The organism is Chryseobacterium carnipullorum, assembly GCF_003815695.1.
GTDB lineage: Bacteria > Bacteroidota > Bacteroidia > Flavobacteriales > Weeksellaceae > Chryseobacterium > Chryseobacterium carnipullorum.
This window is the reverse complement of the sequence record NZ_CP033920.1, coordinates 3,365,562-3,391,864: the sequence shown is the minus strand read 5'-3', so window position 1 is coordinate 3,391,864 and position 26,303 is coordinate 3,365,562. Positions and strand designations below refer to the sequence as shown.

The following is a 26,303-nucleotide window of genomic DNA, read 5'->3' as shown; positions in this document are numbered from 1 at the left end:
ATCTCTCGCACTAGCAACTTTTTCATTGAGTAAATTGATATCTTTTGCTATTGACTTTCTTTTCGCTTCGATATCGAAAGTAAACTGTTTGCGGACGTATTTTTTTGTGCGATGTACCGGCTTGCGGATGCTATAAATGGCATCACAGCCTGGATCAATGGTACATCAATCAATACCTTTCATAAAAGAAGCATTGTTATTTCCGATCCATTTCATGGAGCAATTCAGAGACTCCCACATAAATAGCAGCTAGGCCACAAACTATTCCTTCATAACCCGCCAATTTTGTGACTGTATCACTTGAACTAAAATCTCCTGCGGCTAACAGTATGAAAAGTAATGTCAATAGCCCAAAAACAACCTGCAGCCCTCGGTTTATCCTCAGCGTAGCCATAAAAAGTGAAAAAGTGAAAATCCCCCAAAGCACGAGATACGATCCCATAGCTACCGGTGAGGGAGCGACCGCTATTCCCAGTCTGGGAAAAATAAGCAGAGCCACCAGTGAAATCCAGAAAAAGCCGTAAGAAGTAAAAGCGGTAAGCCCAAATACATTCTTGTTTTTTACTTCAAGCATTCCGGCTATGAGCTGGCCAAAGCCTCCAAAAAAAAGGCCTATTGACATCAATCACCATAGCATTCATTTCATAAAGCCCCGCATTATGCAGATTGAGCAGCACGGTACTCATCCCAAAGGCACACAGTCCCAGAGTGGCTGGATTTACTGCGTTGCCTGCTTGCTCCAGCATGTTCTTTGAAACATCATTTTCCATAAATTATTTTTGAATTAATTGTTTTTGTTCAGCTCACTTATACTTTGGTTTTTAAGACGGCCTAAGGAGTTTACCGCTAAAAAGATTGCGTAAGGAAAGGTAAGCGGTAATCGTGATTAGGACCACAAGCAATGCCAGCATGGCTCCAGCAACATCCCTTACCATTGGATCTTTGCTAATGAAAGCATATTTCAGCGATGCATTTGCCAATGCGCCGGTAGAGAAGCAAGCCCCCCACCAGGATATCATGAACTTCAGTCCTTTTTTGAAAACATTGAAGAATAGGACCACATAGATGAAAAAGCCAAAATAAAAGAGTACGCTTCCAAAGGCATCTATCGAAGTAATCCGCGTCATATAGCAAATAAAACTGACTGTAAAAGGTGCGGACATCAGAAGCAGCGTCGGCACAAGAAAAGGGATTACAGGAGCACGGTGCACGAGGCGATAACTGATTATAACAAAAAATGTAAAAACATAGGCAATCCCCAACGAAAACATGATTGTGTCGATCTCATCTCCAAACCATCCGAATCCCATTGAAATTCCTGTAGTTGCAGCATTTAGGACAGTAAGCCCGGGTATCAGGGTCGGCGGGACGGCATCCAGAACGTTTAGGTCCCCCCTAAATAAACGAGAGGTTAGCACATACATATATACCAGCCCTCCCAGAGCACCCGCAAGCCAGGTGATCTGTGCCAGGAGTAGACAATAAGGTACAGCCAGACCAGCAAGCAAAACCGCCGAAATAAAAAAGGTTCCTAAAAAATTAGCCTGTACCGGATGTTTTAGCTCTGCCATGACCTTATCGGGATATCGAACGAATTTGATTCCATAGCATACGATAAGAAGCAGGAAGACACACCAACCCAGAACAGCGACTATCGTTCCAAGCTCTTTAGGCAAGCCAAATATTACAGCAGACTGTTTGAAAGCGATTCCCAGTCCCGCAAGTGCGACCGTGGATCCAAACAAGCTCACCGGAAAATACTGTAAAGCATTTTCTTTCTTCTGGATATTTTTATCTAGGACTATATCGTTATTCAAATCCATAAAAAAATAATTTTTAAAAACGTAATTGTAATTGTATGAGAAAGCGGGAGCTGTTGTACTGAACGGAGTTTTCAACGTTGTGTCCATAATGGTCAATCACCATTCCTACCTGCAGGCGGACAGCATACTTTTCCGCAAAGTCAATGCCCAGCATAGGTACATATTGCTGACGGACATTACTTCCGCTCAGCACATAACTTGGATCAAGGTATTCATACTTGAAAGATGCTTCAACAGCTTTTACAAAGCTGCCGTAAACTTTGTACTGCACACTAGGCAATACATAAACTCCACGAACTTTATAATCCTTGATCCTCAGGTCAGCGTTACTCTGGTTAAAAAGCAGACTTTGGTTACTGCCATCTTTATATTCTGAGAGGATTGCCAGCAACAACCTCTCATTGAGTTTTTTTTCATAGTTCAGATCCACCCCCCAGGCTTGTACGCTATTACCCCTGCTCTTTCCAAAACCTCCGTTCAGTCCAAGTTCAAGTCCCGGGATCACCTCGGCTGTAACACGGGCTGGAACCTGCTTTCCATTGTCACTGTCCGTAAAACCCTCTCTTCCATTACCGTTAAATACACCAATTGAGTAGGTTACCGGAATACTTGCCACTTTTGTCTTACCCAGTAGGCTTAATCCCAACTGATAGCTCATCCAGCCATTTTCCGCAAAAGCATTGTACTGGTTCGTGTAGTCGAAAGACTGCAAAAAATCAGTGGCAATATCATCTTCCCTTCCGAACTCAGGCCTGAATAATCCAGCCCGCAAGGCCAGTGACTTATTGAAATGATAAGTGGCGTAGGCATATTCTAGAACCTTGTTCTGTGGATTTTGAGCAAATTCCGCAAAGTTCGCCCTAAAATAAACATCCAGTTTATCGGTAATATTACCTGAAAGAACAAGCCTCACCTGAGGTAATGTAAAGGCATTTGTAGTGAACTCATCCGTTTTATCCGTGCTGTGCTCTTTCCCGTTTACGTCAATGTTATTTTCAAGACTCGAAGTATAGCGCATTCTGATCGTACCCGATAGCTCCAGCTTCTTCAATACTTTTAAAAGTGGCCGCTGTAATGTATCGCTCACAGCTGGCTGCTTTGCGTCGGCAATGATAGTTATAAAACTTAGCGCAAAAACAAGAACCATTGTACTCACTGAGGCCAAATATCCTCCGATAAACTTTTTTACCTGATATTTCATTTCCTAAAGATTATTTGAGATTGTTCCACAATGTTGTTCGATCTACAAGGAATGGTCCGGCATCCGACTTCAACAGTACATTGCGTGATATCGCGTACTCCTTCATCGAAATACCTCCTCTAGGAGTTTCAAGTTGTATATCCAGCCTACAGGCGGATGTCTTTTCAAGCAGCGTCAATAAATCGCGTGCTGCCTCCACACTCATTTTTTCGCCGGCGTAGACAACTAGATCCAGATCGCTTGTATCTTTAATCGACTTTATGCCCGTAGCAAGTTCAAATCCCGTACTGCCGGTCGGCCCCCATCTCAGTCCAGTATCCTGAAAGATCGACGTAGCATTGATCAACGAGGTGATTACTTTTGGAATGAATTCCGTTCGGCGGGTTTTCCAATTCAGAGTACTGACAAGCGATTCCGGAGTGATAATTTCTTTGATTGCCTCGTCTCTTATCCAACCGCCACAACGTTGCCCACGCTCAACACCTCGCAGTCCGATCGGAATCAGATTTTTATCACTGCGCGAGTCCCTTCTTATAACTCCATAGATAGCCTCCTTATGGCCGAGAATTTCCCACTCTGGAAAAGATCTGGCCATAAGAAAGTCGTCCATAGTTTTAAAAGACACAATATCATGTGGTCTTAGTTCCACTGCTCACTTATTTTAGATCTGACAAGGATTGAGCTTTTTCTTCCACTTTCCACAGCAGGCTGTGTAGTCAGCCTACGACCAAGTGTAAAATCATTGGCTTCTATCGCTTTGATCAATTCTTCAGACACTTTTTGGAAATCCTCCGCGGTTGGCTGATCAGCGTCAGCCACGTCTACAAGTACATCCAACGCGCCCAAACTGTAATAATTGTGGATATCATAAGCCATTGCGGGAACTTTTTTGGTTGCTTCCTCCAGCTCCGCGATTGTACGTTTGGTAATACGGGCTGCCGATTGTTTAGACATCGCCTGTACATTGATGGAGTCGTCATTTAAGGCGATCAATCTGCTCGATTGTAACCCGTGCGCAAGGAACGCCCCTGAAATTGCATTTCCGACAATTACACCTGTAACCGAGTGTCCTCGAAGTCTCGCTGTCGCATATCCGTCCGCGCTTGCGGCACATGCGTAATGGATACCGAAAAGCTCCTCATTAAATCCGTAAGCCTGGCTCGGAACATCTATAATCGCCACAATATTTCTTTTTTCCTGTTTATCCACGTCTTCCTGGATGGCCTCACGTACATATTTTGCCAGTACCCATCCTTCCTGTAATCCTACCTCGCCGTGTAAAGCTCTCGGAAAACTATTTTTGGCGTTTGGAACCACACTGATAAACCGGGTCTGTTTACCGTTAAACTCGCGATCAGCGACCAGAACCGTAGGATATTCACTTATCGATTCAGCATTATGAGTAAAGGCTGAAAACCATGTTCTTCCCCTGCTGATTGTCTTCGCGTCTTCAAATTCGGGCAGCTCGTAATCCTCATTGTTTAGCAGTTCTAAAATCTTATCTTTGGTAGCTTTACCGTTCATGTCCAGACGGTTTGCGACAGAAAGGAAACGATCTACCTGATGTGTGCGCGGAGCAGTATGTTCTCTATGTACGGCAGTATCGATCGCCGTGATGAAGGACATGATATCATCCTCTACAAGTTGGTCAACAAGACCGATCTCATAACGGGCTTTTCCACCAATAGTGTTCCAGATCAATGCTCTGTCCCTGGAGTTAAATTCTGAAATTCCCGCCTCCTGTTCAATCACTTCAGGACCATTCAGTCCAAAACGTGCCGTTTCGGTCATAATCAAATCGGAACATAACGCCGCTGTGATGGACATTCCACCGAAGCTTCCTACATTACCGGGAATAAGACCGATGACAGGTACGTAATCGCGAAGGCCAACTATTGCTGACTGGATTTCTGAAATCATCAACAGGCCATAATTCGCTTCCTGAAGTCGTACGCCACCGGTATCGAAGATAATAATCGGAATGATCTTCTTTCCTGCCTTGTTGTCTTCTAAAGCTTTTTCAAGCGATCCCGCAATTTTGGTTCCACATACCTCGCCGATTCCTCCACCCTGGAACAAGCCTTCAATTGAAAGTACAACCGCAGGAGTTCCTTTAAAGGTTCCCTTTGCGATGATAACCCCATCGTCACTTTCGGGTACGATTCCCTGTGGGGCCAAATGTGGCGATTCCACCTGGTCAAATGGTCCTAAAATCTCTCTGAAACTTCCATTATCCAAAAGAGCTATGGCACGCTCACGTCCCTTTAACTCTATAAAACTATTTTTTAACATAATTAATTGATTTTTTGGTTAGCTAATTCTAAAACCTGAGAAAGACGAAGACTTACCACCCCCGGTGTAGCTCCGAAGTCATTCAGAATGATCTTCGCGCTGATATCGTTCAACGCTACAAAGCGATCAAAAACTCTCTTCCAGATCTCCTGAAATCCATCAGAAGCAGTTCTCACAACAAATTCCGTTTCATTGAATGCTGTCGGTTCCAGTAAAATTTCTAAATCTCCAGAGCCTAACACTCCTGTGTGGGCTCTCCCTGCGACAGATTTCGTCGCAGGATATTTGAATGAAAATGATTCCATATTATTTTTTTAAACTATCCGTAATTTTTTCTAAATAAATAACCGCTGCCAATAAGTCAGCGCTTCCACCGGGGGAAACCCAGTTTTCTGTAATAAATCTGTCAAGCTCCTGAAATCTTGCCCTATTTTGGACTTTTCCCATTCCACCGTTCTCAACAATCTTATTTGACGTCGCCTTTATTTTATCCAGAACTTCCATATCACTTCGGTTAAGGATACAGGTATCATCGGTGATGGCCATCAGCGAAAGTAGAACGTTCAGTCTTTGAATCTGTTGAGGCTCATGACTAAAATTAGCCAGGGCCGGTAAGGCAACGTTTTGAAGTGAGGGAAACTTCATCGCTGCTTCTTCTCTCGCGCTTCTAACTGAATACCTTTTACGCACCAGCGAACCATTTGTGATACTTTTTGGAACATACCGATCCTGAAACACGGCAATCTGACCGGCGACATTCAGGATAGATTTCGTCGTGATTTCTTCGGGGTATTTCACAGAAAGTAGCATCGCTGCCGCTCCGGTGATCAGTCCTAAAGTCCATATAGCGCCCTTGTGCGTATTTACATTTCCGGTTGCGGCCAGCATTTTCCTTTCACCATCCCTGCCGATCATGGCCAGGATTTCCCTCACCTGCTGTGAAGGTCTTTGAGTGCGGACAGCCTGAGCCATCTCTTTAAATGTGCTACGGAGGGTATTGGCCGACAATTCCATTAAAGAAAGATTCAGATCAAAATGACATCCGTTATTATCATAGTCCACGAGTCCAGGTTTTGGAGTAAGCCTTACTTCCTCAAGTAACGCCTGAACGGCGAAATCAGCCAGCACATCTGCATCTATAGAATGATCGATAGGTTTTTTTTCAGTTACCATGACATCTCTTATTAAATTAGATTGTTTACCAGTTTTTAAATTTTGCTGGTGGATTGTAAAGGCCGTCTGACCATTCTACCAGATCTCTCACATTTTTTGCAGCAAGCAATGATCTGTTCGCCTGATTTCTGTGAATACCTAGATCTTCAGGGTATGCCACAATTCCTCGCTCTCTTAGTGAACTTATAACTGCCGCGTCAGCCTTAGATCCTACGGATGTTACACCAGCAACAGCGCTTAATGCCTGCTTACGCTCTTCTTCTCCCTCCGCTTTATAGATATAGGCAACTCCTTCTTCAGTTACAACGTGTGTAACGTCATCGCCATAAATCATCACTGGCGCTGTAGCAAGATGTGCCTGTTTCGCAACTTCAATGGCATCAAGTGATTCGACAAACACAGGTGTATTCCCATTTTGGAATGTTTCGACGGTTTGAACTACCAGTTTTCTACCTTTACTCAACGGATCATCTGATGTGATAAGATCCAACCAAGCTTCCGATGAGTGTCTTCTTCCTTTAGGATCATGTCCCATGTTTGGAGCGCCCCCGAAACCTGCAAGCCTTCCGGAAACAACTGTTGAAGAATTAGCTCTCATATCCATCTGCAATGTTGATCCTACGAACATATCTATCGCGTACTGGCCAGCAACCTGTGCGAAGGCACGGTTTGATCTTAGGCTTCCATCTTTACCCGTAAAAAATACATCTGGTCTTGCTGCGCAATATGCCTCCATACCAACTTCTCCCCCAAAACAGTGCACCGTATCTACCCAGCCACTTTCAATGGCGGGAATCAATGTCGGATGTGGATTTAAAACCCAATTTTTTGCGATCTTACCTTTTAGCCCGAGACTTTCCGCATAGGTGGGCAACAATAGTTCAATAGCAGCTGTATTAAAGCCTATACCGTGGTTTAGTGATTTTACCTGATGTTTCTCGTAGACGCCACGGATAGTCATCATCCCGATGAGAATATGCAGCTCACTGATCAATTTTGGATCACGCGTAAAGAGCGCTTCTAATTGATAAGGTTGATCTGCCTCAACAACAAAATCGACCCACGAAGCCGGAATATCGATGCGGGGCAGTTCATCCACGATCTCATTTACCTGGACGATGACAATACCGTCTTTAAATGCTGTGGCCTCCACAATGGCGGGAGTTTCCTCGGTATTTGGTCCAGTATACAGGTTACCAAATCTATCTGCCTTATCCGCAGCCACCAAGGCGACATTCGGAATTAGATCAATAAATAAACGGCCATAAAGCTCCAGATAGGTATGGATCTCCCCTATTTCCAGAGTACCATCCTCTATCATCTGCGAAACACGCAGACTCTGTGGACCTGAAAATGAAAAATCAATCTTTTTTGCAATACCTTTTTCGAAGATATCCAAATGCTCCGGACGGGAAACGCTCGACATGATCATGTGGAGGTTGTTCACCTTGGAAGCATTTACCTGTAACAGTGATTCAGAAAGAAAAGATGCCTGTTTCTGATTGTCACCTTCCAGAACAACACGATCACCCGGCTGGATCAGCGCTTCCATTGCTTCAATGATATTTTCTTTATTAAGTATGGCGTTCTGAGTAAGATGTGCGATACTTTTAATCCTGCGGGCTTTTTCATCCCGTCTTGTTGTCCATATTCTTGACATACTGACTTTAATTTAAGTATTAATAATTATTTGAGTTATAGTGGTCATAGAGCCACTTTATTGTATTTAAGTCCTGTTCATCGAAACCGATCACATTCACCTCGGGAAACGTCGAAGAGGCAATTTTCGCGAGCACCCCCGATGGCGCCATTTCTATAAATAGCCTTACTCCGGATTCATAGAGCAATGTGGTGCCTTCATACCACCTGACCTTTTCGGAAATACTCTTGTACAGATCTTTTCTAAGCAGCTCGGCACTCTTTACTATCCGTCCTGTATGGTTCGAAACACAGGGATATATCGGTTCCTTAACTTTAATTTCCATAAGCGCTTCCTCCAGTGCCACCGAAACATCGTTTAAAAGTGGGCAATGAGAGGGCACAGAAACTGAAAGTACCTGTACTTTCCTGGCACCGCTACGCTGAAGTGAAGGGATCAATTTATCGATACTGGACAGCTGTCCGGCAACGACCTGCTGATCATACGCGTTGCTGTTAGCCAGATACAGGGCGTCATTTTCCAGGTTGTGCGCTCCGAGCAGACAAGACAACCTAGATTCAGAAAAACCGACAACCGCGGCCATACCATAACCTTCGGGATACGCCTGTTCCATCATCGTGGCACGCAATAGAACCAAATTCAAAGCATCTGTAAAGGAAATGGCTTCACTGATAACTGCTGCGGCAAACGCTCCTATAGAATGCCCCGCTAAATAATCGGGAGTTATCTTTTGGGAAAGTAGTTGCCTTGCGGATATCACGCCGGAAATAAGCAGGCATAGTTGAACATACACTGTCGAATTTAGCTTTTCCGCCGTATCCAATGATTCCACGGATACCTTCAGCTGGTTTTCAACTTCGGCAAATACCGTATTGACTATGGGATCTTCTCGATCCATTGAACTTAGCATTCTAATGGACTGGGATCCCTGACCCGGAAATAAAAATGTTGTTTTCATATTCTCGTCATATCATCAGATGAGTTAAAGCTTAAAAAAACACCAGTTTAATGGTGCTATTTTTTTATTATAATCTGCGCATTTCTACGATACCTGCGATAGCATCCTCAGGTGATCTGCGGATGATTGCATCAAGTAGACTTTCGTGAACTTTAGTCAGCCTATGCATTGAAACATCCTGTGAGTAACTTTCTTCTATTGAACTTTTTAGCTGCTGTTCGGCAAAGGTTTTATATAAACTTGTCAAAATAACATTTTTGGATGCTTCGGCTATTTGAACGTGAAATGCGATATCTTCCTCCAGCCATTTTAAAAGATCTTTGTTATCCGCAGCCTTATTTCTCTTTTTAAGGGTCTTCTTTAGCGCTTCAATATCTTCCTCTGTACGGTTAAGTGCCGCTTTTTCCACAATTTTCATTTCAAGTAGCTCCCTTACTTCTATCACGTCCGCTGTTCTGGCTCGTTGCAATTGCTTTGATAAAGGATCCTTCGCCGCGGTTTTAGAAGCTAAAAAAATCCCAACCCCCTGCTGAACGCTGATAATACCCTTGTTTTCAAGCATTTTAACTGCTTCACGTACACTTGAACGTCCAACGCCATATTCCTCCATTAACATAGGCTCGCTCGGTAGCTTGTCACCTACACGATAAGATCCAGAAACAATATCCTGCTCTAAACGTCCCGCGACTTCCTCAGCCAAACTCTTTCTTATGATTTTATTTTTCATTCATCCTATCATCTGATGAGACAAAGGTAAGCACAAAATTTTGTCCAACAATTTTTTTCTTCTTTTTTTTTGCTGACTTATATCATAATGAAATTGAAATGACATTTACTTAAGAATAACTTAAACCCTGTGAACTATAACAGACTGAAAAATTTTGGATATATAAATAAGTACACGTGTTTTTAACTAAAAAATACGCTTATACCACACTTCCAATTTCACAATTAAACTTCACGTGATTGATATTCCTCAAATAATTTGGCGGTATCTCTCTACCTAAACTCCACTTTTAAGTATTCATAAAAACTTTCAATCTGATATTTCTTATTATCATAGTCTGCATGCTTTTCTGAATAGATTTCTTTAAGAATATTGGCGTTCAATTCAATAAAGTATTTCTCAGCTTTAAGGCCTTATATTCAATAAGTGTTTACTTTCCAAATAAATGAATTATTTTAAGGCGTTTATTAAGCATATGCAACGGTATATAAAAGCATATAAATAGTATCAATTTTTCTTGATAGTTGTTTATCTTTGTACCGTTCGGGATAAAAACCCGACTTGATATGCAAAAAAACATCGAAATCACATTGCTTCCTCACGAGGTAGAGCAAACTGAGCTAATCAACCAAAAACTGGCTGAAGCCTTAAAACTATCCGAATCTAGGATAAAAGGCTTTGAAATCCTGAAAAGATCTATAGATGCCCGTTCTCGAAAAGTCATTTTTCGCCTTCAGGTAAAGGTTTTTGTGGATGAAGAAGCAGTTCCGGAATTTTACACTGTCAATTACCCTAATGTAGGTACGGCAAAACCCGTAATCATTATCGGTGCAGGCCCAGCAGGTTTATTTGCTGCTTTACAGTGTATCGAAAATGGATTAAAACCCATTATTATCGAACGCGGTAAAGATGTAAAGCAACGTCGTAGAGATTTAGCTGCCATAAATAAACAGGGTTTGGTAAATACCGAATCTAATTATTGTTACGGTGAGGGTGGGGCAGGTACTTATTCAGATGGCAAATTATACACCCGGTCCAATAAGCGTGGCGACATTAATAAAGTGCTTCAAGTTTTTGTAAACCATGGTGCACAGCCGGATATCACGATCGATGCCCGTCCGCATATCGGTACCAACAAACTTCCACATATTATTACTTCCATAAAAAACACTATCTTAAATGCTGGTGGTGAAGTGATGTTCAATAGCCAGATGACCGATATTTTAATCGAATTTGGTAAAGTAAAAGGAATAGAAGTTAATTTTCAGGACAAGTTATTTGCCGATGATATTATCCTGGCAACAGGCCATTCGGCAAGAGATGTTTACGAATTGTTAAATAAAAAAAATATTCTGATCGAGGCAAAACCTTTTGCTTTAGGGGTAAGGATAGAGCATCCTCAGGAAACTATTGATAAGGCACAATACCATTGCGATATCCGATCAGAATTTTTACCACCGGCCAATTATAGTTTGGTAGAGCAGGTTGGTACCCGTGGCGTATTTTCTTTTTGCATGTGCCCGGGAGGTATTATTGCGCCATGTGCCACAGGTGAAAATGAAATTGTGGTTAACGGTTGGTCGCCATCTAAGCGGAACAACCCTTATGCCAATTCCGGAACAGTGGTTCAGGTTACCTTAGAGGATGTTCAGGGTTACGATCCGCTAAGAATGTTACATTTTCAATCAGAAATCGAAAAGAGAGCCTTCGAGGCTGGTGGTGGCAATTTGGTTGCGCCTGCACAAAGAATGGTCGATTTTGTGAACAATAGATTATCGATCGATCTGCCACGAAATTCTTATCTCCCAGGTACCAAAAGTTCAATGCTTGATAACATTTTGCCTGATTTTGTATCAGATAGTTTGCGTGCAGCATTGCCCTTGTTTGGGAAAAAAATTAGAGGTTATTATACTAATGAAGCCATTTTGGTTGGTGTTGAAAGTAGAACATCATCGCCGGTTAGGATCCCAAGGGATAAGGAAACCTATCAGCATCCGCAGGTAAAAGGTTTATATCCCTGTGCAGAAGGTGCCGGTTACGCAGGCGGAATTTTATCTGCCGCAATAGATGGAATTAACTGTGCGAATGCAATATTAAGCGCATCATAACAAACTTTCTATTATACCAATTGTTGTATCCGGGAAATACATAGTTTAACCGTTAGAGGGCTGTGTAACAGTCAATTTAATATACTTAAAAAGAATTTTATAAAAATATTTCAGCCAGAATTTGACGCCTGAAATTTCAGCATTGGTGCAGTCACAGGTACTGAAGCAATCTTTTTAGCAAACTATTGGAGAATAAATGGATATATGAACAACAATTCCAGTCAAATTATTACCTTAATTTACATGTTCGGAACAGTATGGTTCATAATAAAGAAAGTTAGTTTCATATTAATACTTCTAATTCTGATGAATACGCAGATATTCTACATTAATAAAAAGATTTAGAAAAGTTTTAGAAAAATAAATTTCAGATAAATTATCAGTATATGCTCCACAAATCAGTTATCTACCATTGAAATCCTTTGTCAATATTTCACTACATAATTTGATTCTTCTTTGGTTGTGGATACTAGACCATTCAAGCCATCTAATTATTGGAAAATGATAATTTAACTTTTTATGAATGTTCAAAATTAAATTGATAAAAATGAGCTTTGTAGTTCTTGCTTAATTTGGCTCAAACGAACCAAATCATTGATAAAAGTGTTTGAAGATACGCTCGTCTTGGTCACAAGACCGACATTTGAAGATTTCACTCTTCGATGTCTTTTTTTTATTTCCTAATCCATTGTTATACTGACAGATACATTGATCCACAATATTCATTTTAGATTGAAATTTTTTGCGCTTGATCCGGTGATGATCAATCCCAGTAAAAATGCTTTTTGAAAACAACGCCTTCCATTTGAAAAAATGGTATTCTTTAGTTCTGGCTCCTTTTATATCCTTTTTTTCCATTTATAAATCTCCTGATGGATACCTTTTTGCGAAAGCTTTCACTATGCAGATTGATCTCTAAGCTCCGATTTTCCAATATTTTGGTCACATAAGTATGATCAAAACCAATCGGCAATAAATATAATATTCAAAAAAATAATAATGACAGGATATTCGGCTTTGATAAATCCCATAATATTTACAATTTGTTGAATACGGATAAATAAAATACACCAATAATCTAAAACAAATAAATAATAATTCATAAGTTGATGAAAAATCCTTATTTTAGTAATAAATAAAAATTAAAACCAAATGGGGACTTTCAAAATTTTCATAGTTGACGATGACCCTTTTTTCGGAGAAATGCTGAAATACCATCTCCAGTTAAATCCTGACTATGAAATCCACCTTTACACGACTGCTAAGGAATGCCTTTCAGGCCTTTTTCTTAATCCTGATATCATTTGTATTGATTTTGGACTCCCGGATATTCAAGGGGATGAGCTTTTTAAACAGATCAAAAACCTATATCCTGATCTTCCCATCATAATTATCAGCGGTCAGGAAAATATAGAGGTGGCCATCAATTTTCTGAAACAGGGAGCAAAAGATTATATCGTAAAAAATGAGCACACCAAAGAGCTCCTGTGGAGTTCCATTATCAGGCTGAAAGAAAATATATCGCTGAAACAGGAGGTGGAAGACCTGAAAGATGAACTTGAAAAAAAATATACTTTTGAGAACACCATCATTGGACAAAGCGAATCTATAAAAGGCATATTCTCAAAAATAAACAAAGCTTTAAAATCCAGTATTAATGTTTCAATTACCGGAGAAACAGGTACAGGAAAAGAAGTGGTAGCGAAAGCCATTCATTATAATTCACCCAGAAAGAACAAGCCTTTTGTAGCGGTGAATATGGCTGCCATTCCTAAAGAACTTGTAGAAAGCGAATTTTTCGGTCATGAAAAAGGGGCATTTACGGGAGCTGCGGAAAGAGCTTCCGGAAAGTTTGAGCAGGCTAATGGAGGAACCATTTTTTTGGATGAGATCGCAGAGCTTGATCTCAACATCCAAAGTAAACTGCTCCGCGCTCTACAGGAAAGAGAAATTACAAGAGTAGGCGGAAACCAGAAAATAAAGCTTGATGTAAGAGTGATTACAGCAACCCATAAAAATCTCGCACAGGAAGTAAAAAAGGGTACTTTCCGGGAGGATCTGTATTACAGAATTATAGGCCTCCCTATTGAACTTCCTCCCTTACGGGAAAGAGAACAGGATACTTTAATCCTTACCAGACACTTTATAGACCTATTTTCAAAGGAAAATAAAATCAAACCTTTGGGATTATCTGCCGATGCTAAAAAAAAGCTTCTCGCTTATAGTTTCCCCGGAAATGTAAGAGAACTGAAATCTATCATTGATCTGGCCTGTGTAATGTCTGATAATCCTGAGATAACGGCGGATGACATTAGTTTTTATACCCTTGAAAAAGATTCAGAGTCTTTTCTCGACGGGCAAAAAACATTGAAACAATATACTACAGATATCATCCTACACTTCCTGAAAAAAAACAATAATGATGTGATTAAAACATCAAAGGCTTTGGATATAGGCAAATCAACCATTTATAATCTTATTAACAATGTTGAAATAAAAAAATACTAGATGAAAGTTGCCAAATTACTTTTTATAAACGGAGAATGCAGACATGAAAGGAATGATGAAAATCTTGACTATCAGAAAGCTCAACTGGTAATAGGATACGGAGCCAGACACCTTATTGAAAACAATGATTTTTATTTTCAGCTAAAGGAAAAGTTTCCCAATGCAGAGATTGCCTTATCATCATCGTCCGGAGAAATTTTCTGTAATGAAGTATATGATAATACAGTAACCGTTACTATTATCAGTTTTTCAACATCTCATATTAAAACTTCACAGATTAATATAGAAGACTTTCCGAACAGCTACAAAGCTGGGAAAACCCTTATGGCAAAACTTCCTAAAGAAAATCTCAAATGGGTATTTGTTTTATCAGATGGCAGTCGCGTCAACGGCAGTCAACTGGTTCAGGGATTAAACGCCGGACGCCCTGATCATGTATTAATTTCAGGAGGATTGGCAGGTGATGGGGATAAATTTGAAAAAACAGCAGTTGGCTTAAATCAGGTCCCTGCATCTAATCAGATTGTAGCAATTGGGTTTTATGGAGAAAATCTGGAATTATCTCATGCATCATACGGCGGATGGGAAAGCTTCGGATTGGAAAGAACTGTTACCCGTTCTCATCATAATATTCTATATGAAATCGATCATAAAAACGCCCTTGATCTTTATAAGAAATATCTCGGAAAGTACGCAGAAGAGCTACCCGGTTCTGCGCTTCTTTTTCCTCTTTCCCTTAAATCTGATGACGACTCCTCCCCTGTTGTACGCACCATCCTTTCTATTAATGAGAAAGATAATATGATGGTCTTTGCAGGTGACCTTCCCGAAGGAAGTAAAGTAAGATTTATGAAGGCCAATATGGACCGGTTGATTGATGCCGCCAATGATGCGGCTAGTGAATGCCTTAAAATAAGTCATAATAAACCTAAAATGGGAATTATTGTAAGCTGTGTAGGAAGAAAATTAGTTTTAGGAGACCGGACTGTTGAAGAAGTGGAAATGGTAAGGGATGTTTTGGGCTCTGATACCATCATTACAGGTTTCTATTCATATGGAGAGATATCCCCGCTGAAGCCCTTTGATGATTGTGTCTTACATAACCAGACTATTACCATTACCACCGTTAACGAAACTGAATAAAAATGGAGCCGGAATTTCACAACCTATTAAAAAGACAAATCAACAAATATCTTACAGAAGACTGTAAGTCTCATCCGCAGTTCAAAAATTTCATCAATGCTGTAAATCAGTCTTATCAATCTTTTGAAAGAGATAAAGAACTCATGGATCATGCTTTTAAACAAAGTGAGGAAGAGTATCAGGAAATCTACATCAACCTTAAAAATGAGAACATTTTAAAGCAAAAATCGATCTCTAATCTTTATGAATCCATCAAAATTCTTGATCCTACGATTGAACATCAGGATTCTGAGGACCTGACTGAGCTGTCCTTTTATGTATCTGAACAGCTGAAAAAAAGAATCTTCCTGGAGAAACAGCTCAATCAGCAACTCCAATTTCAGAATCTGTTAGTGGACATCTCTTCTGAGTATATTAATATCCCCTTTAAAAAGGTGTCAGAAAGTGTCCAGAAATCACTTCAGGAAATGTCTGAATTTGTGAAGGCAGACAGAGCCTATATTTTCAGTTATGATTTTGCAAACAGCACCTGTTCAAACATGTATGAGTACTGCAATGAAGGGATCAGTCCTCAAATAGACAATCTTCAGAACGTACCTCTTGACATCATCGGCGAGTGGGTGGAAGCCAACAAAAAAGGGGAAAGTATTTATTATCCAGATGTTCAGCGATTACCGGAAAGTAATCTCAAACAACTCTTGCAGGAACAGGATATCAAAAGTCTGCTTGTAATACCTGCTATGCTGCAAAATGAATGTCTGGGCTTTATAGGCTTTGATTTTGTAAGGGATTATCATAAAGTATCAGATACCGAAAAAAATCTACTCACCATATTTACGCAGGTTCTTGTAAACGTGAGGGAGCGTCTTGTTCTTGAAAAAGACCTTTCCAGAACGGTGGAAATTCTGAAAAAATTGTTAGCAAATCTCCAGTCCGGAATCTTAATGGAAGACGAGAAAAGACAAATAATCTTTACCAATGATTTGTTTTGCAAAATGTTTAATATCCCTGTTCCCGCCGATGATATGATTGGAATAGATTGTACAAATTCTGCAGAAGAATCTAAAGCTCTCTTTACTAATGAAGATCATTTCGTCCAGAGAATTAATGAAATACTTAAGGAAAAGAAAATCGTAACCAATGAGCTCCTGGAAACCAAGAACGGAAGGTTTTTAGAAAGGGATTATATTCCTATTTTTATTAATGACTATTACAAAGGGCATCTCTGGAAATATAATGATATAACGGAACGTGTTGTTATCCAAAACCAGCTCAGACAAAGTGAAGAACGCAACAGGATGATCATGGACTCTGCCATGAGCGCCATCATCATTACCAACCACAAAGGCCAAATCACTTTTTGGAATAAAAGTGCAGCTTCTACCTTCGGCTGGACAAAAGAAGAAGTAGAAGGTGAAAAAATTATTGAAAAAATCTTTCCGAAAGCAGATAAAATGCTCTACACATCAATGCTGAATAAACAAGTTGAACGAAGCATTATCAAAAAAAACGGAGCAGAACTTACGGTAGAAATATCGGTAATTGCTGTAGAACAGGATAATAACAAATATTACTGCTACTTCATCAAAGATATTTCTGAAAGAAAAAGAGGGGAAGACCAACTCAGAAGGCAGGAAGAAAAATACCGGAACATCATTGCTAATATGAATTTGGGCTTGCTGGAAGTAGACAACAACGAAACGATCCGTTATGCCAATCAAAGTTTTTGTGATGTATCCGGCTATGATCCGGATGAGTTAATTGGCAAAAGTCCTTCCCAGTTATTTGTATACGGAGACAATAATCTTGAGTTTGTAAAAGAGCAGATCCAATTAAGAAAAAAAGGAGTTTCAAGCGTATATCAGCTTCCTGTAAAAAATAAGAGAGGAGAAATCAGATGGTGGGCAATAAGCGGAGCGCCCAATTATGATGATAACGGTAATCAACTTGGTTCGATAGGAATCCACCTTGATGTTACAGACCAAAAAAAACTGGAAGAAGAACTAAAACAGGAAAAAGCAAAAGCATTGGAGGCATCCAAAGCCAAAGAAGTTTTTCTGGCCAATATGAGCCATGAAATAAGAACACCTCTTAATGCTATTATAGGTTTTCTAAGAGAGTTGAAAAGAATAGGCATTAATCCCACCCAAAAACAGTTTGTAGAAAACAGCTATAATGCTTCGCAACATTTGTTATCGATTATTAACAATATTCTTGATATTTCCAAAATCGAATCCGGTGAAATGTCTCTGGAGAGCAAAAGCTTTTCATTACAGGAAAGTATCGAAAATGTTATTACCATTCTACAGCCTAAAGCAAAACAAAAAAAATTACAGTTATACGCTGTTTTTTCAAAGTCCCTCGCACCTGCTCAAAAAGGAGACTCCTTAAAGATAGAACAGATTCTGTATAATATTATTGGCAATTCATTAAAATTTACAGATAAAGGTGAAATAAAGGTAGATTGTACTATTCTTAAAGACTTTTCCCATTATCAGACAGTCTCTATCTGCATTACTGATACCGGAATCGGAATGAGTGAAGAGTATGTAAACAATATCTTTAAAAAATTCAATCAGGAAGACAGCTCTATTTCCAGGAAATATGGCGGTACAGGTCTTGGAATGACCATTACCAAAGAGCTGGTCTCATTAATGAAAGGAAAGATAGAAGTGAATAGTGAGAAAAATAAAGGAACTGCTATCACCATCACATTCAATGTGGATAAAGGAAATGAAGAATCACCTTCAAAATCTTCCCAAAAGAAACAGAAAATTTCTATTCAGGGAGTTCATGTCTTGCTAGTTGAAGATAATGAACTGAATCAGCTGGTTGCTGAAAATTCTCTGAAACATTTCAAATGCAGCGTTACAAAAGCTGACAATGGCAGAATGGCAGTAGATCTCTTAAGGAAAGAACAGTTTGATATTATCCTGATGGATATCCAGATGCCTGAGATGGATGGTATAGAAGCCACCAAAATAGTACGGGAAGAACTTGGAATTGAAACACCCATTATCGCCCTTACCGCAAACGCTTTCAAAACCGAGATAGACAATTGTATCAGTGCAGGAATGGATGACTATATTACCAAACCGTTTATTGAAGAGAACCTGCTCAATATTATTCACAAATACACCAAAATTCAAAGAAGAACCAACACAACGATATCCAATATGAGCGAAACACTTTATGATCTTAAAAATATACAGATCCTCAGCAGAGGAGATGAGGATTTTATTCAGAAAATGCTTTCGATATTCATTTCGCAGACCCAGGAAACAATTCCTTTGGTAGAAAAAGCATTTGAAGAGAAAGACCATGCAGAAATAGCAAGGCTCATCCATAAGATCAAGCCCAGTATAGAAGGCATAGGTATCTATTCCATTAAAGAAGATGTTAAACAACTGGAAGTCTTAGCGAAGGAACAAAATACAGAACTCTTTGAGATGTATGCCCTATTTGAAAGTATAAAAAAGACGCTTACTACCGCAATAATCCAGCTGAAGGAGGAGATTAAATAAAGAAAAACCATCCAAAATCAAGACTCAATTCCATATTTTGGAAAAAGCAAATGTTTAAATATCTGATTTTCAAATAATTAAATACAGGCACAATAATAGACTTATTGTTTTCAAATTAAAAAAGATGGAAACAAATAGTCAAAATTTAAAGTTCTTTATTGTAGATGATGACAGATTCTGTGCAAGTGTATATGAACAGTATTTGAAAAATCATAGCTATGAAGACATTATTTGCTTCAGCAGTGGAGAAGAATGCCTGGATGAGCTTCATCAGAAACCAGATGTTATTTTTCTGGATCACAACATGGAAGACCTGAACGGCTTTGAGGTTCTAAAGAAAATCAAACGTTTTGATCCCAACATTTATGTGATCATGGTCTCTGCACAGGAAAACATCGATACTGCTATAAACGCGCTTAAATACGGAGCATTTGACTATCTGGTAAAAGATGCAAATGTCTGCGAAAAAATGACAGAAACGATAGACAAGATCTTGAAAATAAGAGAAGAAATGTCTCAAAACAAATTAAAAGGTTTCCGCAAATTCTTTTCAATTTTATTTTAAAAAAACTATGGCCAAAAAATTCATCATATCATCCATTTTCATGCTGTTGCTTTTTTCCTGTAAAACATATAATGTGCTGGAAGAAGAACAGCCATCCCGAGCTATGCAGGATTTCAGTTTCGACCCGAATTACGAATACAGAATCCGCAAAGATGACAAAATAACGCTTTCAGTTTGGGGACAGGATGACCTGAGTGTGGGATCCGTATATGGAATTTACAACTCTAACGAGGTCTATGGAAAATGGCTTTTGGTGGATATTAACGGAAATATTGAAATTCCAAAATTAGGAACAACTTCTGTGATTGGGAAATCTTTGCCCGAGCTGAAGGAAGACATAAAAACCAAGCTTAAAAAATGGCTTGTGAACCCAATTGTTGATGTGAAAGTTCTTAACAAAGAAATTGCCGTGATGGGTGAAGTACGAAATCCGGCAGTGATTCAGGTCGATAAGGATCAGAATACATTACTTGAGCTTATCTCAAAAACAGGAGGTTTTGAAATGTATGCCAATTTAAAATCGGTGAAAATTTTAAGACAGGAAGGTGAAAACGTAAGGGTTACCAACATAGACCTCACCAAAATGAAAGATGTTCCTAATCAAAATATTATGCTCCATCCGGGAGATTACGTTATTGTACCGTCCAAGAAAAGCAAGGACTTTGATAAAAGAGTTTCCACCATAATTCCTTTTACAACAGTGACATCTGCTGCTGCCATATTAATTAACCTGCTGTAAAGATTACCATGATGAACAATGAAAATGTCCGGTTTCTCAAACCTTTGCTAAGAGGTTTACCCATTATAATCCTTGCCATGGCAATTTCTGTATTGGCGGCAAAAAAGTATCTCAACTATGTAACACCCATGTACGAAAGTACAGCAAAACTAAAACTTGCCGATACCCAGCAAGGCGTTCCCAGTGCCAATCTTTTTAAAGATTTCGATGTGTTTGCCTCTGCCAACAAAATCAGTACAGAGATCGAGGTTTTGAAATCGACCTCGTTGATTGAAAAAACACTTTCGAAGCTCCCTTTGTCTACAGAAATCTACAGAAAGGGAAAGGTTCAGTCGGTTGAGCTTTTTAATGATTCGCCTATTAAAGTAGCAGCAACCTTCGGTGATGATAAAAATAATGATAAAAAATTCCTGTTAAACGTCCTATCCAAACAAGCCTACTCTATTACCGTTCCCGGTACTGCCACACCGAAAAAGGGAAATTTCGGAACTCCGGTTCGTATAGACAATGGACAAATACTCATCAGCCTTAATGAAAATTACATCCAGTCCAGACCAGATGTTAAAATCATCGATCAATATGAGATTGAATTTTTAAGCAGAGAAAAACTTCTGGATAACATCAATAAAAACCTGGATATCGTTTCTGTTGACAAAGACGTTCCGGTAATCAGAATCAATTATAAAAGCAATGTACCCGAAAAAGCGGCATTGATCGTGAATACCCTTGCCGAAACCTACATTCAGGATTATATCGAAAATAAATACCGTGCCGCCAATACTACTGTAGATTTCCTCAAAGGAGAAATTGGGCAGGCCAATCATAAACTTTCTGATGTAGAAAATAAAATTGAAGACTACAAAAATAAGGAAAACATCATCAATATTCCACAGGAAACAGAGACCGATCTTAGGAAAATATCCCAGCTCAAAATCCAGAAAAGCAACCTGAAAATGAGTCTGGATGCGATAAAGGATCTTAACGGATATGTTGAGAAGGGTAAAGACAATTATCTGGATCTTGCCACCAATTTTGAGGCCTTTAACGATCTTCTTTCTACGGAAATGATGAAAAATATAAAGCAATTACAGGCAGAAAAGAAAGACCTTCTTCTCACCTACACCCCAGAACACGAAAAGGTAAAAATAATAGATACTAAAATCAAAGATCTTACAGACTACCAAACCGAAAGTATCAGGAATACCCAAAAAAATCTACAGATCAAATACAATGATATCGATCAGGATATCCGCGTCGCTGAACAGGCTTTTGTAGGCTTACCGGAAAAAGAAAAGCTCCTCAACATCATGAACAGAGAGTTTAATCTGTATGAAAAAAATTATAATTTTCTAAATGAAAAGAGAATAGATGCTGAAATTGCCAAAGCAGCGAAAATTTCATTTCACAAAATTATTACCAGAGGAGAGATTTCTACCCATCCTGTATCTCCCATGCGTTCCATCATTATCATTGTGGCAGCTATGATGAGCATGATCGGATCTATTGCCCTTATCTATGCCATCCATTTTGCCAAAGCAAAAGTAAATGATGTCTATACGATCGAGAAAAACAGTTCCATCCCCATCGCTTTTACAACCCCATTTATTAAGAAAAGAGAAAGAATACCTTATTATTTTCTTGAGAACATTCTTGAAATGGAACTCAAAGGCATCATCGCGGAAAAAAATATCATCTGTATCACTTCCTATGACAATCCCGAACATCATACCTTCCACGCCAAAAATCTCATCAAAGCACTACAGATGCAATCTAAAAAAGTTCTGATGGTGGATGTTTCCAATACCTTGAAAGATATTCAGGCAGAGCATTATATCAATTTTTCCGGGGATGAAAATCTTAAACTTACCTCAACGGATATTCAAAATATGATTCGTGAAAAAATAAAAGACACAGACCTTTGTATTATTAATAATCAAGCCATAAGACAAGGGAAAATGCCGCTGCTTTTTCTGAAAATTGCCGATCAGAATCTTTTCCTTTTAGACAGCCGGAAAACAGCCACCAAGAGCATTATGAATGTAGAACTGCTAAAAGATGAATATAAGCTTGATAATCTATGGTTCATCCTTAATAAAGAAGGCTACAATCCGAGCATTCTCACAACCTTAAAAAAATTAATCCAAAAAAAATAAACGGTGAAAAAGCTGAAAGAAATAGCGTCCAAACAATCATCTCTGGTCTTCACAGATCAGCTGATATTCAGTGGATCCAACTTTCTGCTTACTTTTTTACTGGCCAGGAAACTGAGTATTTCAGATTTTGGTTTGTTTTCTTCCGTTCTTTTGGTAACCTATCTACTTGTCGGGATCTGCAATGCAGTTATTGTGCAGCCGTTTCAGATTTCAGCGGCAAAAGAATTCAGCCGAAAATCGCTGGGATTTGTTTTTCAGGCTTCCTTGCTGTTGATTTTTATTTTTGCCCTGCTATTGTTCGCAGCAAAGTTTTTACCTATTTCCGCCATAGAATTTTTTAAGAACAACTTATCAGCGGTTATTCTTTTTACAACTGCTTATATTTTTCAGGATTTTGTCAGAAAGATCTTATTGACGGTTGATCGCATTTACCTCGTACTTTTTATTGACAGCATTTTTCTGGCTGTTTTCCCTTTAATCTGGTTTGAGCAGAGTCTCAATGTATTTAAAAGCCTGTATATCATAGGTATTATTAATTTTATAGCATCCATTCCGGGAGTCATCTACTGCATAAAAAATTCAGACTTTAGCTTCAAAAACAACGCACTCTTCCGCTATCATTTTATGGAAGGGAAATGGCTCCTGAGCGCCTCTGTTGTACAATGGTTTTCAAATAACTTCTTTACTCTGGTCGCAGGTATTTATCTTGGTATTAATGCGTTGGGAGCATTAAGGCTTGTTCAGTCTTTTTTTGGAGTCATTAATATTGTTCTGCAGACTGTTGAAAACTATTATCTTCCGAAAACTGCTCAGCTTCATTATCAGAATAAAGGACAGGAAAAAAAAGAACTTCTAAAAAATATGTCGAAAGGAATGGCAGTACTGGGAATTCTTATTGCCGGCTTCTTTATTTTTTCAGAACCTCTTATTACTTTTCTGGGAGGGCAGAAATATCATCAGTATGGTTTTGTTATCCGGCTAATATCCGTTTTGTATATCGTTATCCTTTACGGCTACCCTACCCGAATTGCCATCAGGGTTTTGGAACAAAATAAAGCTTTCTTTATCGGTTATTGCATTTCTTTTGTTTTCTCGCTCCTGAGTTTTCATTTCCTTTTAAAGTATTTTGAACTGTACGGAGCCGTTTCAGGTCTTGTGATCAATCAGATTCTAATGATTGTGTACTGGAAGGTTCTTCTTAACAAAAAAAATATTTCTGTATGGGCATAGTGCATATTATATTAGGTAAAGCCAATCCCGAAAAAATGAACGGGGTGAATAAAGTCGTGTACAATCTGGCGACTCAGCAGGCAGAAAAATCCGGGAAGGTAGAAGTGTGGGGAATTGCTGAAAATACCGAGATCAACTATCCGGAAAGAAATTTTAAAACCAAAGTTTTTCAAAAAAGCAAAAACCCTTTTTCTATTCCTCAAGCCCTTACAAAAGAAATTCTGAATGCAGATCATAACACTATTTTTCACTTTCACGGAGGATGGATTCCGGTATATTACTCTTTAAGTAAATTTCTGAAAAAACATCAGCGCAAATTTGTAATTACCCCTCACGGCGCTTACAATATCATTGCCATGAACAAAAACAAATGGGTAAAGAAGATCTATTTCAGGTTTTGTGAAAAGAAGGTGGTCAAAAATGCATCAAAAATACACTGCATCGGCGAAAGTGAAATAGAAGGACTCCAATCTATATTTCCGACAGACAAAACCGTTCTTATCCCCTATGGATTTGACAAAATAGTAAACAGCTTTCCTGAAAAAGCACACGACAGCACGATCCTGTTCGGCTTTATAGGAAGACTTGATATTTTCACCAAAGGACTGGATATTCTCATGGACAGCTTTTCAGGTTTTATCAAAGAAATTCCTGATGCAAAGCTTTGGATCATTGGAGACAGCAATGAAAAGCATCAACTTCAGCAAAAAATAAAAGATCTTCAGCTTGAAAAAAAAGTGGAACTGTTGGGAAGTAAATTCGGAGATGAAAAGAATTCTCTGCTGAATCAGATGGATGTCTTTGTGCATCCCTCCAGAAATGAAGGGCTCCCTGTTTCGGTTATAGAAGCCGCCAATTTTGGAAAACCTTGTATCGTTACCAAAAACACCAATATCGGTTATTTAATTGAAGAATATGGTGCCGGTATTACCATTCCCTACCCTGACCGGAAATTATTACTCCAGGCTATGCGGGATATGTACGCAATATGGACAGACAAAAACCAATACAACACAACTTCTCAAAATGCCCTGAAAATGGTTGAAAAAGCATTCGATTGGGAACATATTATCACTGAAATGAATTCCAGATTTTATCATCTTTAAAACATGGAAACTTTACCTATATCCCATCAAAAATTTTTAAAAACGATAAACAACCAACTCTTTATTGTTCTTTTATTAATGGTTGCCTGCTTTTTTACCTGGAGTGAGAATGTTGCGATTACAAGAGCCATAAAAGTAGTGGGAAGAATGGGCGTCATGTTTTCATCTATATTGATTTATCAAAAAATAATCAGGTATGGCAGCATCAATTCTCTTGCCTACAAAAATATTTTCTCTCCTATTCTCTATATGGGTTATCTTACGTTGGGATTTATTTCCTTTTCGTGGAGTACTAACCCCGGTTTTAGCGCTCTCCAATGGTTTATGACTTTCCAGAGTTTTGTTTTTGCCTACTTTTTTGTGAAAAGCCTTAAAATTCTGGATATCTATTTTGAAGGACATACTATCAGGCTCTATCATTTGCTTGGAAACACGGTTTTTATCCTTCAGTTGGTTTTCGTTATTGGAATGTGGGTAGCTCCAGATGTTTTTTTCCGTCTCACAGATGGCGGTGAGGAAGCAAGACTTGGCGGAACCTTAATGAATCCCAACGAGCTGGGAATGTTAGCCGGTGTGGGATGTGCCTGTCTTATTTTTGACCTTTACCGCTTTAAAAATAAAGTATGGACCATCATCAAAATTCTTATCATCATGTATGCTCTGTATATGACAGGGTCCAGATCTTCTCTGATCGGGGTGTTGCTTATTATATTTTTTCACATCAATCAAACCAAACAAAAAACACTGAAATTTTCTATTCTGGCGCTTGTTGCCATGGTTGCCCCTTTTGCTGTATACACGGTTATTTTAAAAGGCGGCGATCAGGAGAGATTAGAAGAAGTAATGAGCCTTACGGGAAGACTGCCTTTTTGGAAAGCACTCATTACAGAAGGCCTTCCAAGAGAGCCCCTTTTTGGTTTTGGTTTTATGCGGATCGACTACAAAGAGTTTTTCCAGAGTGCCCATACCTATCCCGGAAAAATGACCCATAATACCTTTATGCAGGTACTAATGAATCTAGGATTTGTTGGTTTTACAATTGTTTTATTTCAGGTATTTTTTACCGTGAAATCAATTTTATCCGAACAAAAAGAAACTAAGCTCATGCTGATCGGAATCCTGATTCCTATTGTTATTAATTCTTTCACAGAATTTGGAATCTTTGGTGAGAGTAATTATGGCATCATGTTTTACCAGATTATCATTTTTTCCATTGCCTTCAGGAACAATAATCATCTTACCCGCCCGCAAAAAATTATATTAAGAAAAAAACGACAGGATCTTACAGTCTGAAATTCCAACCTTTACACTATTTTTCCATTTTTTGGAAAATAAAAATCAAACAACCAATCATAAAATACTGAAATATAGACACTTAAATACTTGGCAAACT

20 protein-coding genes are annotated in these 26,303 nt (G+C 39.0%); 10 read left to right on the top strand and 10 right to left on the bottom strand.

Going from position 1 to position 26,303, the window contains the following annotated elements:
- Nucleotides 1-196 precede the first annotated feature (196 nt).
- From EG346_RS15215 to EG346_RS15170, 10 genes are all read right to left on the bottom strand, one after another.
- On the bottom strand, nt 197-622 hold the full coding sequence (locus EG346_RS15215; protein WP_262511548.1) for an acetate uptake transporter: 426 nt from the start codon (nt 620-622) through the stop codon (nt 197-199).
- Nucleotides 623-821: 199 nt separating this feature from the next.
- Nucleotides 822-1,823, bottom strand: coding sequence for an SLAC1 family transporter (locus EG346_RS15210; protein WP_164466380.1), 1,002 nt, complete (start codon nt 1,821-1,823; stop codon nt 822-824).
- 13 nt (nt 1,824-1,836) lie between these two features.
- Nucleotides 1,837-3,024: a porin gene (locus tag EG346_RS15205; protein WP_123879740.1), complete on the bottom strand. Its 1,188-nt coding sequence runs from the start codon at nt 3,022-3,024 to the stop codon at nt 1,837-1,839.
- 10 nt (nt 3,025-3,034) lie between these two features.
- On the bottom strand, nt 3,035-3,673 hold the full coding sequence (locus EG346_RS15200) for a malonate decarboxylase holo-ACP synthase (RefSeq protein WP_228425962.1): 639 nt from the start codon (nt 3,671-3,673) through the stop codon (nt 3,035-3,037).
- On the bottom strand, nt 3,664-5,316 hold the full coding sequence (locus EG346_RS15195; protein ID WP_123879736.1) for a biotin-independent malonate decarboxylase subunit beta: 1,653 nt from the start codon (nt 5,314-5,316) through the stop codon (nt 3,664-3,666). The genes EG346_RS15200 and EG346_RS15195 overlap by 10 nt, the downstream gene beginning before the upstream one ends.
- A 2-nt stretch (nt 5,317-5,318) precedes the next feature.
- Nucleotides 5,319-5,621, bottom strand: a complete 303-nt coding sequence (gene mdcC, locus EG346_RS15190; protein ID WP_123879733.1) for a malonate decarboxylase acyl carrier protein — start codon at nt 5,619-5,621, stop codon at nt 5,319-5,321.
- Nucleotide 5,622: 1 nt separating this feature from the next.
- Nucleotides 5,623-6,489 (bottom strand): triphosphoribosyl-dephospho-CoA synthase, encoded by an 867-nt coding sequence (locus tag EG346_RS15185; RefSeq protein ID WP_123879731.1) that lies wholly within the window; start codon nt 6,487-6,489, stop codon nt 5,623-5,625.
- 25 nt (nt 6,490-6,514) lie between these two features.
- A complete protein-coding gene (gene mdcA, locus EG346_RS15180; RefSeq protein ID WP_123879729.1) occupies nt 6,515-8,149 on the bottom strand; it encodes a malonate decarboxylase subunit alpha in 1,635 nt (544 codons plus the stop codon).
- Between the two features lie 19 nt (nt 8,150-8,168).
- The gene (locus EG346_RS15175) at nt 8,169-9,107 is read right to left on the bottom strand and encodes an ACP S-malonyltransferase (RefSeq protein WP_123879727.1); all 939 of its coding nucleotides are present in this window, start codon (nt 9,105-9,107) and stop codon (nt 8,169-8,171) included.
- A 67-nt stretch (nt 9,108-9,174) separates the two neighbouring features.
- Entirely contained in the window at nt 9,175-9,834 is a 660-nt protein-coding gene (locus tag EG346_RS15170; protein WP_123879725.1) for a FadR/GntR family transcriptional regulator, read from the bottom strand.
- Nucleotides 9,835-10,400: 566 nt separating this feature from the next.
- On the opposite strand from EG346_RS15170, the gene EG346_RS15165 reads away from it, so the two are divergent.
- The 10 genes from EG346_RS15165 (at nt 10,401) to EG346_RS15120 (ending at nt 26,203) form a co-directional block, all read left to right on the top strand.
- Nucleotides 10,401-11,942 carry an NAD(P)/FAD-dependent oxidoreductase gene (locus tag EG346_RS15165; protein WP_123879723.1) on the top strand — a complete coding sequence of 514 codons (1,542 nt, stop codon included), beginning with the start codon at nt 10,401-10,403 and terminating at the stop codon, nt 11,940-11,942.
- A 1,152-nt stretch (nt 11,943-13,094) separates the two neighbouring features.
- Nucleotides 13,095-14,450, top strand: coding sequence for a sigma-54-dependent transcriptional regulator (locus EG346_RS15160; protein WP_123879721.1), 1,356 nt, complete (start codon nt 13,095-13,097; stop codon nt 14,448-14,450).
- A complete protein-coding gene (locus tag EG346_RS15155; protein WP_123879720.1) occupies nt 14,451-15,593 on the top strand; it encodes an FIST signal transduction protein in 1,143 nt (380 codons plus the stop codon).
- A gap of 2 nt (nt 15,594-15,595) precedes the next feature.
- Entirely contained in the window at nt 15,596-19,117 is a 3,522-nt protein-coding gene (locus EG346_RS15150) for a PAS domain S-box protein (RefSeq protein WP_123879718.1), read from the top strand.
- Between the two features lie 124 nt (nt 19,118-19,241).
- A complete protein-coding gene (locus EG346_RS15145) occupies nt 19,242-19,682 on the top strand; it encodes a response regulator (RefSeq protein ID WP_123879716.1) in 441 nt (146 codons plus the stop codon).
- A gap of 7 nt (nt 19,683-19,689) precedes the next feature.
- Nucleotides 19,690-20,421: a polysaccharide biosynthesis/export family protein gene (locus tag EG346_RS15140; protein WP_123879714.1), complete on the top strand. Its 732-nt coding sequence runs from the start codon at nt 19,690-19,692 to the stop codon at nt 20,419-20,421.
- An 8-nt stretch (nt 20,422-20,429) separates the two neighbouring features.
- On the top strand, nt 20,430-22,574 hold the full coding sequence (locus EG346_RS15135; RefSeq protein WP_123879712.1) for a GumC family protein: 2,145 nt from the start codon (nt 20,430-20,432) through the stop codon (nt 22,572-22,574).
- A gap of 3 nt (nt 22,575-22,577) precedes the next feature.
- Nucleotides 22,578-23,804: a lipopolysaccharide biosynthesis protein gene (locus EG346_RS15130; RefSeq protein ID WP_123879710.1), complete on the top strand. Its 1,227-nt coding sequence runs from the start codon at nt 22,578-22,580 to the stop codon at nt 23,802-23,804.
- Nucleotides 23,795-24,910: a glycosyltransferase family 4 protein gene (locus EG346_RS15125; protein WP_123879708.1), complete on the top strand. Its 1,116-nt coding sequence runs from the start codon at nt 23,795-23,797 to the stop codon at nt 24,908-24,910. Before EG346_RS15130 ends, EG346_RS15125 begins: the two co-directional genes overlap by 10 nt.
- A 3-nt stretch (nt 24,911-24,913) precedes the next feature.
- Nucleotides 24,914-26,203, top strand: a complete 1,290-nt coding sequence (locus tag EG346_RS15120; RefSeq protein WP_123879706.1) for an O-antigen ligase family protein — start codon at nt 24,914-24,916, stop codon at nt 26,201-26,203.
- Nucleotides 26,204-26,303: the final 100 nt, after the last annotated feature.

Excerpts from the sequence above, each read along its gene's own strand:
- EG346_RS15205 (WP_123879740.1), bottom strand. The coding sequence starts at position 3,024 with ATGAAATATCAGGTAAAAAAGTTTATCGGAGGATATTTGGCCTCAGTG.
- EG346_RS15195 (WP_123879736.1), bottom strand. The coding sequence starts at position 5,316 with ATGTTAAAAAATAGTTTTATAGAGTTAAAGGGACGTGAGCGTGCCATA.
- EG346_RS15150 (WP_123879718.1), top strand. The coding sequence starts at position 15,596 with ATGGAGCCGGAATTTCACAACCTATTAAAAAGACAAATCAACAAATAT.
- EG346_RS15120 (WP_123879706.1), top strand. The coding sequence starts at position 24,914 with ATGGAAACTTTACCTATATCCCATCAAAAATTTTTAAAAACGATAAAC.
- EG346_RS15210 (WP_164466380.1), bottom strand. The coding sequence starts at position 1,823 with ATGGATTTGAATAACGATATAGTCCTAGATAAAAATATCCAGAAGAAA.
- EG346_RS15145 (WP_123879716.1), top strand. The coding sequence starts at position 19,242 with ATGGAAACAAATAGTCAAAATTTAAAGTTCTTTATTGTAGATGATGAC.
- EG346_RS15185 (WP_123879731.1), bottom strand. The coding sequence starts at position 6,489 with ATGGTAACTGAAAAAAAACCTATCGATCATTCTATAGATGCAGATGTG.
- mdcA (WP_123879729.1), bottom strand. The coding sequence starts at position 8,149 with ATGTCAAGAATATGGACAACAAGACGGGATGAAAAAGCCCGCAGGATT.
- EG346_RS15125 (WP_123879708.1), top strand. The coding sequence starts at position 23,795 with ATGGGCATAGTGCATATTATATTAGGTAAAGCCAATCCCGAAAAAATG.
- EG346_RS15215 (WP_262511548.1), bottom strand. The coding sequence starts at position 622 with ATGTCAATAGGCCTTTTTTTTGGAGGCTTTGGCCAGCTCATAGCCGGA.
- EG346_RS15140 (WP_123879714.1), top strand. The coding sequence starts at position 19,690 with ATGGCCAAAAAATTCATCATATCATCCATTTTCATGCTGTTGCTTTTT.
- EG346_RS15175 (WP_123879727.1), bottom strand. The coding sequence starts at position 9,107 with ATGAAAACAACATTTTTATTTCCGGGTCAGGGATCCCAGTCCATTAGA.
- EG346_RS15135 (WP_123879712.1), top strand. The coding sequence starts at position 20,430 with ATGATGAACAATGAAAATGTCCGGTTTCTCAAACCTTTGCTAAGAGGT.
- EG346_RS15155 (WP_123879720.1), top strand. The coding sequence starts at position 14,451 with ATGAAAGTTGCCAAATTACTTTTTATAAACGGAGAATGCAGACATGAA.
- EG346_RS15160 (WP_123879721.1), top strand. The coding sequence starts at position 13,095 with ATGGGGACTTTCAAAATTTTCATAGTTGACGATGACCCTTTTTTCGGA.
- EG346_RS15165 (WP_123879723.1), top strand. The coding sequence starts at position 10,401 with ATGCAAAAAAACATCGAAATCACATTGCTTCCTCACGAGGTAGAGCAA.
- mdcC (WP_123879733.1), bottom strand. The coding sequence starts at position 5,621 with ATGGAATCATTTTCATTCAAATATCCTGCGACGAAATCTGTCGCAGGG.
- EG346_RS15170 (WP_123879725.1), bottom strand. The coding sequence starts at position 9,834 with ATGAAAAATAAAATCATAAGAAAGAGTTTGGCTGAGGAAGTCGCGGGA.